General features: G+C 49.1%; 10 protein-coding genes and 2 pseudogenes. 7 read left to right on the forward strand and 5 right to left on the reverse strand.

The window, feature by feature from the left end; genetic code table 11:
* Positions 1-197: 197 nt before the first annotated feature.
* On the forward strand, positions 198-368 hold the full coding sequence (locus tag B4W65_RS17555; protein WP_240509472.1) for a hypothetical protein: 171 nt from the start codon (positions 198-200) through the stop codon (positions 366-368).
* A 17-nt stretch (positions 369-385) separates the two neighbouring features.
* Here B4W65_RS17555 and B4W65_RS17695 read toward each other — a convergent pair.
* Positions 386-1,077: pseudogene (locus B4W65_RS17695) on the reverse strand (phosphotransferase).
* A gap of 19 nt (positions 1,078-1,096) precedes the next feature.
* Positions 1,097-1,636: pseudogene (locus B4W65_RS03445) on the reverse strand (MFS transporter); the annotation flags it as partial.
* Between the two features lie 327 nt (positions 1,637-1,963).
* On the opposite strand from B4W65_RS03445, the gene B4W65_RS03450 reads away from it, so the two are divergent.
* Positions 1,964-2,269, forward strand: coding sequence for a hypothetical protein (locus tag B4W65_RS03450; protein ID WP_088653723.1), 306 nt, complete (start codon positions 1,964-1,966; stop codon positions 2,267-2,269).
* 13 nt (positions 2,270-2,282) lie between these two features.
* On the opposite strand, the gene B4W65_RS03455 is transcribed toward B4W65_RS03450, so the two are convergent.
* Positions 2,283-3,002, reverse strand: coding sequence for a DsbA family oxidoreductase (locus B4W65_RS03455; protein ID WP_205741207.1), 720 nt, complete (start codon positions 3,000-3,002; stop codon positions 2,283-2,285).
* A 298-nt stretch (positions 3,003-3,300) separates the two neighbouring features.
* Between B4W65_RS03455 and tssD the strand changes: the two genes are divergently transcribed.
* From tssD to B4W65_RS03480, 5 genes are all read left to right on the forward strand, one after another.
* Positions 3,301-4,095, forward strand: a complete 795-nt coding sequence (gene tssD, locus B4W65_RS03460) for a type VI secretion system tube protein TssD (protein WP_088653724.1) — start codon at positions 3,301-3,303, stop codon at positions 4,093-4,095.
* A 17-nt stretch (positions 4,096-4,112) separates the two neighbouring features.
* Positions 4,113-5,546, forward strand: a complete 1,434-nt coding sequence (locus B4W65_RS03465; protein WP_088653725.1) for a hypothetical protein — start codon at positions 4,113-4,115, stop codon at positions 5,544-5,546.
* Between the two features lie 12 nt (positions 5,547-5,558).
* Entirely contained in the window at positions 5,559-6,233 is a 675-nt protein-coding gene (locus B4W65_RS03470) for a toxin-antitoxin system YwqK family antitoxin (protein WP_088653726.1), read from the forward strand.
* 5 nt (positions 6,234-6,238) lie between these two features.
* Positions 6,239-6,913 (forward strand): hypothetical protein, encoded by a 675-nt coding sequence (locus B4W65_RS03475; RefSeq protein ID WP_146697698.1) that lies wholly within the window; start codon positions 6,239-6,241, stop codon positions 6,911-6,913.
* Between the two features lie 151 nt (positions 6,914-7,064).
* The gene (locus tag B4W65_RS03480; protein ID WP_262487797.1) at positions 7,065-7,625 is read left to right on the forward strand and encodes a lyase family protein; all 561 of its coding nucleotides are present in this window, start codon (positions 7,065-7,067) and stop codon (positions 7,623-7,625) included.
* A gap of 102 nt (positions 7,626-7,727) precedes the next feature.
* On the opposite strand, the gene B4W65_RS03485 is transcribed toward B4W65_RS03480, so the two are convergent.
* Positions 7,728-8,987 carry a hypothetical protein gene (locus tag B4W65_RS03485; protein ID WP_088653729.1) on the reverse strand — a complete coding sequence of 420 codons (1,260 nt, stop codon included), beginning with the start codon at positions 8,985-8,987 and terminating at the stop codon, positions 7,728-7,730.
* Positions 8,988-9,008: 21 nt separating this feature from the next.
* Positions 9,009-10,685 carry a SusD/RagB family nutrient-binding outer membrane lipoprotein gene (locus B4W65_RS03490; protein ID WP_088653730.1) on the reverse strand — a complete coding sequence of 559 codons (1,677 nt, stop codon included), beginning with the start codon at positions 10,683-10,685 and terminating at the stop codon, positions 9,009-9,011.
* Positions 10,686-10,688 lie beyond the last annotated feature (3 nt).

A 10,688-nucleotide genomic window follows, 5' to 3' on the forward strand; every position in this document is an offset into this window, starting at 1 on the left:
TGGGCAACGATACCACCATTACCATGGCCGGGGCCAACGGTCATTTTGAGCTGAATGTTTTTAAGCCGGTTATGATCCATGCCTTTTTGCAGTCGGTCCGCCTGTTGGGCGATGCCTGCAGGGCCTTTAACGATAGTTGTGCGGTGGGCATTACGCCCAACCTTGCGCGTATTTCGGAGCATCTGAACAATTCGCTGATGCTGGTTACTGCGCTCAACACACACATCGGCTACGAGAATGCGGCCAAAATTGCGAAAAAGGCCCATGCCGAAAACACCACACTGAAGGAGGCGGCTTTGGCGCTGGGGCTCGTTTCGGCGGAGGATTTTGACCGCTGGGTAGATCCTTCGGCAATGACGGGGCGCTAGGTTTTTAAATTAGGGGGCTAGCCCCCTAATTGTGCCCTGGCTCCCTGGATGTGCCTTTCGTCCTGGGTTTCTATCGCAAAAAAGCCGTAGGTCAGGGGAGCGGCGGCAGCGCGTTCCACGCTTTGTTCAAAGAGGTGGTCCCAGGTGATTCCGCCCAACTTCTAGTATTCGTCGATGAGGACCTGGAGGCTGTTTTCGCCAAAGATATTGAGGTGGCCTGCAAAATCGAGGGCGATGTCGCTCATGTGGGCGGTGGTCCAGTCTATGATGCCGCTGACGGTGCTGTTGGGCTGGGTAAGCACATGTCCCGCATACAAATCGCCGTGGACAAATTTGCTGAAATCGGGCCAAAGGGGGTCCTTGTCGAGCCATTTTTTGTAGCGCTTTTCCAGTTCCTCGCCCATGCCCAATTCGGATTTGACGAGTTGCAGGCGGTTGGCAATTTCGCTGCGTATGTCTTCGGGTGTGGCAATTTGCCACTTGGGTACCTGCACGCTCAGGTGCTTGCTTACCAGCTCTAAAATGGCTTTTTCGCTGTTGATTTGGGGCCCCATATCGGTCCGTCTGGGAATGCGCAGTAGCCATTGCCGACCGCTGGTGTCGGTGGCAAAACCAACTTAAAAATGATGCCCATTTCGTTAAAGTGCATTTGGTCGCTGAGCTGCAAGCCGTGTTTTGCTGCGAGTTGCTGGATGTCGTTTAGCTTCATTTTTTCTGTGTTTTGGTTTTTAATTAAGATCGGGGCCGGCCTGGACCGGGTGCTGCCCCAGGCGCATGAGCGCCGGGGTGCCAAAGAATAGGAGGCCGGTGAGCATCACCAGGATACCCGAAATGATGAAGGTGTTGGTGATGCCTATCTTCTCGGCAATGAGTCCCGCAAACAGCAGCCCAATGGTGCTGGGGAGAATGGCAAGACTGTAATAGAGGGAGAAAACGCGACCGAGTTTTTCGGGTGCGACTTCGATTTGCAGGATGGTGTTGAAGCAGGCGGCAAAGATGGCCATGGCTATGCCGCCGATGCCGGTGGCAACCACAAACCCAAGAAATTGCCGGGGACTCAGTATGCCGCTGACAATGAAGGTGAGGCCCATAAGCAGGGACATGGCGTTGATGAGTACCACCTTTGAGGAGCGCAGTTTAAAGAGACCCAGGGCGCCGCCGCTCAGGAGCATTCCAACACCCCAGATGACTTCTACCAGCCCCATTTCCCACTTTCCGCCAAGGTAGTGTTCAATGGTCATTAGGGGAAACATAATGGCTACGGGCATAGCTCGAGAGCATCGACAGGAATTGTCCGACCCAGATGTAGAGGTAGGTCTGCAGCCATTTTTTGTTTTCCATGAATAGGATTTGAAGCGTTGATACAACAAAAATTGGATGGTGCTGCGAGTCACCATTTGAGTGAAGTTTCCAGCGGTTTTGTGCTGCTTATTGTATCCAGGGCTTGTACATGGTTGCAATTCTTGGTAAGTGGATAGGGACAAAAGTAAGTACTTTGTTAAAAAAGGACAAGTTTTTATTGCGGATGTCGTTGTCCTTAATGGCGGACTGTTGTATCTTTGAGCTGTTGGCTACGATCTGAAAAGGAGGTGGATATGAAGTGGATACACGACACGAAGGGCTTTGTTCCCTTTGATCCCGATTATTATGGGAACTTAGAAAAATTGCTGGGACAGTCCTGCAAAATCAACTATTTTAATGCCGATGGGACGGTGGCCGATGCTTCTGGGCACTTAACGGACTTGGTGCGTCCCGATGGTTTTGCACATTTTGTGGTGCTGGATGAGGAAGTGGCCCTGCGCAGCGACCGCATCATAACCCTCAACGGCCGACCGGGGCCGGCCTTTGAGGAGTACGATCTTTATGCCTTGCAATGCCTGACCTGTATGGGTGGCATGTAGGGGATTAGCAGCCTCAGCTGCAATCCCCATCGGGGGTGCAGGCTGCCCCTTCGATGATGTCCATTTGGAGTGGATTGTTTTCCTTTTGCCATTCGGCCAGCGTGGTTTGAAGTATCTCCACAAACTTCTCGGGGTCCTGGCCCCCAAATACGGCCAGTTTTCTGTTGAATACGAAGAAGGGCACGCCTTTTACACCCACTTGTTTGGCTTCTTCCAGGTCGGCCTGCACCTTACTTTGGTAAGTGCCTTTTTCCAGGGCAGCTTTAAACGCGACAGGATCTAAATCCATGGCCCGACTCAGTTCCAGAAGGGTTTCCACATCGTTTACGTTTTTGCCTTCGCACAAGTAGGCACGGAACAGGAGTTCTTCTGCTTCATGCTGCTTTCCTTTCTCTTTGGCAAAGTGTAGCAACTGATGGGCCTTGAAGGTGTTGGCTGGTTTGGCCTTTTCAAAGTCGTAGTCCAGACCATATTCCTTGGCCAGTTGGGTTACATTGCGGTGCTTTTCTTTGGCTTCTTCCAGTGAAATGTTGTAGCGTGCGGCCACCATTTCGTAGGTGCTTTTATTGTAGTCGTCCGGCAGCTGGGGCTGCAGTTGATAGCTCTTCCAAACAAGCTCCACTTTGTCGCGATCGACAAAGCCCTCCAGGGCTTTTTCCATCCTTCGCTTTCCGATGTAACAATAGGGACACATCACATCGCTCCAAATCTCTACCTTCATTTTATTTTCCATGCTATCATTTTTTATTCCATTAGTTTAACGGCAGCCTTTTGGCAGCTTCCTGTTCATCCCTAACAAGGATGCTCAGGCTTTGTTTAATTGTTCACCTTTCTATGAGGACATCTAAAATTGGTATGCGAATTTTCTAGGGGAATACTGCTTTAACACTTAAGGTTTTACAAAACAGGATGCGCATCGACTTATCAGTATAATTATTTATGGCAGCGTAAAAAGTTGATTTTTAGTAATTAGCAGTGTTTTTTATTGCTGGTAAATACTTAAATTGCATGGCTATTTAACCTTAATCTTAATGACAGCGAAACTTTTTATTGGTGCCCAGGAGCGGTGGCTCAATCACTTGTATTACGAGTATTTTATTCCGGTTGAACCCCATGACCTGAGTTTTGAAAGCGCGGCCGATCCATTTTCTGATGTGGCCAGGCAGCAGGTGGACTTCTTTTCCAATCCGCGTTTGTATCAGGATTTGGTGCATCCCCTTGAGCGCATTGATTTACCAATAGGCACTCAAGTGGCAGGCGGCTTACTGCATCTGAATTTTAATGCCTCGGCCGAAGACGAGTTCTTTTGGGAGTGGTTGTTGATGGGGCATAGGAAGGAGGGTCGCATTGAACTGTACCGTGGCGATAATGATTCGGGACTGAAAATAGAGTTTGCCGATTGTTATTGTGTGGGCCTGAGTGAGCGGATGCAGTTTGGAGAGCGCCCCATGCAAATAAACCTGCGTTTGTCCCCGGCCATTACCCGCAACCGGGGTGTAGGGCATGAAAAATCCTGGAAGGTCAGCAAGACCGGCTCAGAAAGCAAAGTGGCTCAACAAGCTCCGCTTGTAGAGCATATCGCTTATAATGAGCTCTATGTGGTTGATCAGCAAAACAACCGGATTACTGAAGTCGAAACTGGTATGACAATCGACGTGGTGATGAAAACCACGGGCTGTGTAGGTAAAACCATCAGCATAAATTTGAACGATAAGCAGCACGATTATAAATACGATGGCCAGGTTTTGGTTGACGATACACTGAGTGCCTACGAGATTAAGCAAAACATTGAGCGCATAACCCTGGAAGTAATTGACCCGCAATAAACCCTTAACCCATCATCATGCTTATTAAAACGACAATAGAAGGCGTAGGAGAAAAGTCCATCGAGTTAAAAGAGATCCCTTCGACACCAAAACTGAAGGTTCATTTTCAGCGCCACCCCGATTATAAGGGAGAGTATGGCTTCGATTGGTTCAGAGACTATTATGAGACGAAGTTGGCCGATCAATCCAAGCTTCAGGCCTTGAAAGACGAGTACACGCCTTGTCAGATTCTGGGAGAGGACTATTTTGTGCCGTGGTTGACTTTGATGCCAAATGCTGCAGCCGATCTTATTTTGAAAGTGGAGCTGGATGAAGCGGTGAAAATAAAGAAGAAGGAAAGCGGGAAGATCATTTTGCCCAAGAATTGTGCCCTGGCTTTTTCACCGGCTGAAATCGAGATCTCTGCCTTGAGAGATAAGCAGGAGTTTGAAGTTAATGTATCGTGCAGGGGCATCCTGGCAGCCGATGCAAAGCTTGATGTTACCATTGACACGGACAATCAAGTGGTGGGCAAGCTTAATGTTCTTAAAAACAGTGTTGTGCCCAAGATCAACCTCCGTTTTGTAAAGGTGGTGGTATATCCTGGACAAAAATACCTTAAAGAAAACGAACTGGTGAATGGAGCCTTTGTCGATAAGGAATACGACAGCGAGGAAGCCTATCTGGATAATGTGCTCACAAATCACGATGTCCCCAATTTCATTAAAACCCGGGCATTTAATCAGGCACTTATTGATGTGGACATCGACCCGGGCAATTATGTCATTGAGTTGGATGGGACCACCTTGGCAAATGAAGGAAAGATACGTGGGTATGAGATCAGTGACAATTTGTTTGCGAAAGGTTTGCATAAGGATCTGTTAGCCAAATATCAGAATGTCTACGAGAACACTTCAGGGAGTAAGAATCAACAGGGAGGGAAAAGTCTAATTGTTTTTTATTCTGCGCTACAACGTGTAGCTATGAGTGGAACCGTAGGAGGGGAGTCGAGTTTATTAGATGTTGGAAGTAGGTCCTGCCTAATTTATGCTGCCGGTTTGGATGCCCCGTCGACATACGTTCATGAGTTGGGACATGTGATGGGCTGTCTGCATTCCTTTGTTGACAGTGCTGCTGTAAATAGTATTGAAGAGGGCATAAAGGCGAAGGAGGAATTTATGAACCGTTGTTTTTCAGCAATTGAGCACAATAAAAAGCAATTGGCGATAGTTAGTTCTGGAACGAATCCTTTAAAAACTCAGAAAGTAATTGAGAGTATTGAGAAATTAAATTCGCAGATCGCTGATTCGATCGGAGCTATAAGTTGTTACTCCCATAAAATAGCTGGTAATGCTATGGCATTTGATAATTTCAAAACCAGTTCAAATTTTATGGATTACACGGCTGGAGGCGGCATAGATTTTTTCAAATGGCAATGGGCGACTATGCAAAATGCAATTTTGGGTTATTAATAAAACAAATGTATGATTCGACTAATTTCCATAATACTGGTTTTGATGATAGGGTCTCGTATTCACAGCCAGAATGATAAGAGTGTTTTATCTGATTCTGCCTTGCACCGGTTTTTGTGCCTTGAATTAGATTCGAAAGATATTCGTGTTGATGATGATAAATTGTTTGATGAGGTTTGGGGTATTGCGTTTTGTTTTGATGACTCGGGTGCTTTTTTGGGGCCTGACTCCACCCATTATTCCGGACATTTGGGTATTCGTTTTGCAAGGAGGATGGCGTGCGATAGTGTCTCAGATTGGAGCCACGGAGTATTATCTGGTAGTTTTAAGAATGGCTATAAGGATGGGGAATGGATCGAACGAAGCAATACTGCCCAGGGCTCGATGGTGATTACAAAAAAGATGAATTATAAAAATGGTCAATTGCATGGTGATTACTTCGTTTTTGGTGCTGATCGTGAGGTGATTCCCCATCAGGAAATGCATGGGAATCCTTTTGCACCAACATCAACTTTTGAAAAGGGTACGGGCATGTATGTTGATTTTTACAACTTTCCACCATACCAACTTAAGGTGTGTGGCAGGCTTGTAAATGGGCGCAGAGAGGGCAGGTGGAATGTGTACGATAAGGATGGTAATGTAGTTGTCTCCTACATCTTTAGAAATGGAGTTTGTATAAATCTATAATGATTATGGTAAAGACTTTGTATAAGGCTGTTCTTGCTGTTGGCTGTGGGTTGCTGTTTATGGCCTGCTCGACCGGGAAATCTTTAGTGAGATTGGCACAAAATAAGAAGCTGGAACAAAGCAATATTGGCTTACCTGTCTATCATATACCGGACTATTCATTTGTTGATTTAAATTCTGGAGCAGCTTTAGACGTGAATGGTGAGGGCTTGTATATTGGCCCGGATTCCTCCTTGCTAAGTGCGATTGTTTATATGTATTTGACCACCGAGGACAGTATGGAAACGGTGTACGGTTGTTCGTATGGGAAGGTTTTGGATGGAAGAAAGGAGGGGCTATGGACGAAGGACCTGTTTGTGGATGGGAAGAGAACAGCCAAAGTGCGCCAGCTGAATTACCATGAGGGGCAATTGGATGGGGTTATGTTTTATTATAAAAAAAATGGGGATAGGATTTTTCCATATATTGATTACCAGACGCGGACTGTAGTTGACAAGTATAATGAGCTGAAGGATGGTACAGGTGCATTTTTAGATTATCACAGCGAAAACGGTCAAACTAAAATGCTTTTTCATTTGAAGAATGGCAGGTTAATAAATTCTTATGTGGAATTTTATGACAACAACGGGTTTAGAATTATAGTAGACCGTTACTTCAACGGTTATAGGATCAACTACTGATTTTAAGGTTTGGGGTTAGGTTGTCATGGGTGGCCATTTTATTGGTCGCCCATGATTTTTTTGTAAGTTTATGGTTTAACGCAGCTTGAGGGAGGCGCCATTATTTTGTTGACTTACGTAACCGATAAGAGCTTTGGACCTTCGGGCAGTTTTGCCGGGTATTATAAAGCAGTTGGCAGTGAGTCTTATGAAAATGGCCAACGATGTGCGTATGCTGGCCTCGGGTCCCCGTTCGGGCATTGGGGAGATCAACATTCCGGAGAATGAGCCGGGCTCTTCCATTATGCCGGGCAAAGTGAATCCCACTCAGGTGGAGGCTTTAACGATGGTGCGCGTTCAGGTAATGGGCAACGATACCACCATTACCATGGCCGGAGCCAACGGTCATTTTGAGCTGAATGTGTTTAAGCCGGTTATGATCAACGCCTTTTTGCAGTCGGCCCGCCTGTTGGGCGATGCCTGCAGGGCCTTTAACGATAATTGTGCGGTGGGCATAAGGCCCAACCACGCCCGTATTACGGAACATCTGAACAATTCGCTGATGCTGGTGACTGCGCTCAACACGCACATCGGCTACGAGAATGCGGCCAAAATTGCGAAAAAGGCCCATGCCGAAAATACCACCCTTAAGGAGGCGGCCTTGGGGCTGGGGCTCGTTTCGGGGGAGGACTTTGACCGCTGGGTGGATCCTTCTGCCATGACGGGCTTATGAGGGCTGAGCGCTAAAAAGGGACTACCATACAGAAAAAGCAAAAGGCCGGCTCACGCCGGCCTTTTTAGGTGTGAAATTGTGTTGATGGTTCAAATACAACCCCTAGTTCAGGGTTATGCGGTCAACGTAGTAGCCGTGGCCTACGCAAAGGAAACCGTCTTCGGCCTGAATCAGATCCAGGGCTTCCTGAGTAAGCGTAAGCTCTACCACGCCGTTTTCATTTATGATCACGGCTTCGGTGCCGGGCAGCATGGTCCACCATCCGGAGGTGGTCTGCAGCTGACGGTCGGCATCGGCCGGCTCTATGGAGTAATGAATGCTCAGCGTAGATCCTGCCGATATGCCGGCAAAGACGTCTTTGCCGATGAGGTTGAAAGTCTTGTTGGGATTGCCGTCTTCAAAAATCCAGGACACATAGTGGTGGCCTTCGAAGAGCACCGTTTCTGCGCTGAAGGTTACGGTTAATTCGGTAACAAGACTGCCGCTGCTGAAGAATTTCAGCTCGTTGTTGTTGCTGGTCTGACCGCTGAGGGTGTAGGTGCCGGCATCCAAGGCGGGACTGGTCAGCACCAGTTCGGTGGTGCTTTGCTCGCTGAAGCTGGTGATGGTTTCTCCGGCAATGGTGAGCGATGCGATCTGGTCCATGTTGAGTCCGGTCAGGCGCCATTCTGAGCCGGGGTTGGCGCGACTGGCGCCTCCGGTTACGAGGGCCGAGCTGGTGACTACCACCTGGTTGGCGCCGTAGTCGTTGCCGCCTTCATCTACCAGCAGCACACGGTATTGGCCGTCGCTCAAATCGGCGGGCACGGTGTATTCAAGGTAGTTGCCTTCCGGATCTTCCACAAAGGCGGGGTTGCCGACTGTTTGATTGCCCACCACGATGCTTTTTACCAGCTGTAGGTTGTCGCCGTACAGACGGGCGCTGGTTCCGGGTACCACAAAGCGTTCGAAGCTTTTTTCTGTGGCCCAGGGATCTTCGGGCAGGGGATTCACCTTTACCGTTCCTTCGCGGAAAGTGCTTTTACCGGCCTCGGTGGTTACCAACACTTTAAAATGATAGTCGCCTGCTTTTAGGTTGAGATCGATTTCGGTACCCTCCTGCACTTCGTAGCCGTCTATGAACCAGCTTACAGTACTGTGGGTAGATGGCGTAACCACCAGTTCCATAGCGAGGTTGGCATCGCGGTTGAACTCGGCAATCTGGGGCAGTTGTCCATTTTCGCCGTTGGCAAAAATGGGGTCCAGGATGCGTGGCTCATCCTCTGCGGTAATGGTCTCCAAGGGGTCTTCTTCGCTGGTGCAGGCTGTGAAGCTCAGACTTAAGGCCAGAAAGGCCGGCAGCATATATTTTAGTTTCTTCATACTATTGGTGTTTTTCATTGGTTATTTTGCAACATCCCACCACAGGGTGGTATTCCAACTGTTGAAGCCGCCCATGCGGGCCAGCGCTTCTTCGTAACTCTTTTTGTTGTACGACGATTCCAGTACGGGATAGCTCAGGCGTACGGGTATTTCCGAACCTCCGGTAAGGAATTGCTCAAAGCCGTATTCGGCCGGGGAAAGCAGTCGGGGATAGCCCGAACGACGCTGGTTGGCCCAGGCTTCTGAAGGGTTGGTGAAATGCAGGATCCAGGCCTGGGTATTGATGGCTTCCTTCTTTTTCTCAAAGGTATGGCCAATGCCGTTGGCGGCCAGGTAGCTGTCGAATTCCTCCTCGCTTACCGCTTCGGTACCGTAGTTGTCGGTCAGAAAATCCATGGCGGCTCTAACGCCCTGGGCATAGAGTTCTTCTGCGGTGCTGCCGCCTACGGTCCATTCCTTAAGGGCTGCTTCGGCCAGCAGAAACTTGACTTCGGCCGAGGTCATTACCACACCGGGGTTGTCGCCGCGCAGGAAGTTGTTGGCCAACTTGGGCTCGGTTTCGCGGGTTGCAAAAGGATCAATGGAAGGATTGCTCTCGGCCAGTTCTTTCAGGATGTCGCTTTCGTATCCGGGAGGCCAGGGTTCCCAGGAGTAAGCGCCTGGTTCTCGGGCTTCAAAGGGAATGCCTTTGTCCAGCATTTCCTGAGTAAGGTCGATGCGGTTGGTGGGACTGGTGGCACTCATGAGGCCGTCGTAATAGCAACGGGCAATTCTGAAGGTTCTGGGGTCGCCATTCTCGTACATCTGGTTGAAAAAGGTGGCACAGAGGTAACTGGGATTGTTTGCAGGGTCATTGCCAAAGAGGAGTTGTGAGAGGGCGTTGCCGCGGAAATCGGCATAGGCTTCCTGGCCAAAGCTGAAGGCGATGGACAGGTACTCAATCAGGGCGTCGTCGGCTCCCGTTTCCATGATGCCACCGTCGGCCTGGAGGGCGGTTTCGAACTCCTCCCGGGCTTTTTCAGGCGCCACGTCAGAGATGCGCATGGCAAAGCGCAGACGCAATGAGTTGGCCAGTTTTTTCCATTGGCCCGGGTTGCCGTCAAAAATGACGTCGCCGGTAATCTGGTCTTTGCCGCTGTCGAAGGCGGCAACTGCTTCGTCCAATTCCTTAAAGAAATCCATGTAGATCTCTTCCTGGGTGTCGTAGCGGGGATTGAATTTGCTGTCGAGGTAACCCAGTCCGGCTTCGCTGTATGGAGCATCGCCATAAATGTCGGTAATCAACGACATCATATATACCCGGTAAATGCGCAGGGCCGAATGGATGTTTACTTTGTCGGGGTCTTCGGCAGTCCGTACCATGCCATCGGTAAGGTTTTTGATGGCATTGGGGTAGAAGCTGGTCCATATACGACTCATTTCGTTGTTGTCGATGGTATGGCGTCCACCGTAGTTGGTGGTGTTCCATGCGCCCATCAGGTGCTGACTAAAGGCGTAGTGGTAGTTGCGGTAGATTTCTACCATGCCCAGGTCGCCGTAGGTCTGCAGCTGCGCGGTAGTCAGCTGCGCATTGGGGTCAATGGTGGCCGCCTTAGAGGGATCGGTGTTCAGATTCTCCAAATATTCATCGCTGCAGGCACCGAAGAACAGCGCCGAAGCCACCAATAACAGGATAATATAGCTTTGTTTAAAGTTCATAGT

The organism is Geofilum rhodophaeum (genome assembly GCF_002210225.1).
In the GTDB taxonomy this organism is placed as follows: domain Bacteria; phylum Bacteroidota; class Bacteroidia; order Bacteroidales; family Marinilabiliaceae; genus Geofilum; species Geofilum rhodophaeum.

Coding starts and splice junctions, on each gene's coding strand:
- B4W65_RS17555 (WP_240509472.1), top strand. CDS start 198: ATGCTGGTTACTGCGCTCAACACACACATCGGCTACGAGAATGCGGCC.
- B4W65_RS03450 (WP_088653723.1), top strand. CDS start 1,964: ATGAAGTGGATACACGACACGAAGGGCTTTGTTCCCTTTGATCCCGAT.
- B4W65_RS03455 (WP_205741207.1), bottom strand. CDS start 3,002: ATGGAAAATAAAATGAAGGTAGAGATTTGGAGCGATGTGATGTGTCCC.
- tssD (WP_088653724.1), top strand. CDS start 3,301: ATGACAGCGAAACTTTTTATTGGTGCCCAGGAGCGGTGGCTCAATCAC.
- B4W65_RS03465 (WP_088653725.1), top strand. CDS start 4,113: ATGCTTATTAAAACGACAATAGAAGGCGTAGGAGAAAAGTCCATCGAG.
- B4W65_RS03470 (WP_088653726.1), top strand. CDS start 5,559: ATGATTCGACTAATTTCCATAATACTGGTTTTGATGATAGGGTCTCGT.
- B4W65_RS03475 (WP_146697698.1), top strand. CDS start 6,239: ATGGTAAAGACTTTGTATAAGGCTGTTCTTGCTGTTGGCTGTGGGTTG.
- B4W65_RS03485 (WP_088653729.1), bottom strand. CDS start 8,987: ATGAAGAAACTAAAATATATGCTGCCGGCCTTTCTGGCCTTAAGTCTG.
- B4W65_RS03490 (WP_088653730.1), bottom strand. CDS start 10,685: ATGAACTTTAAACAAAGCTATATTATCCTGTTATTGGTGGCTTCGGCG.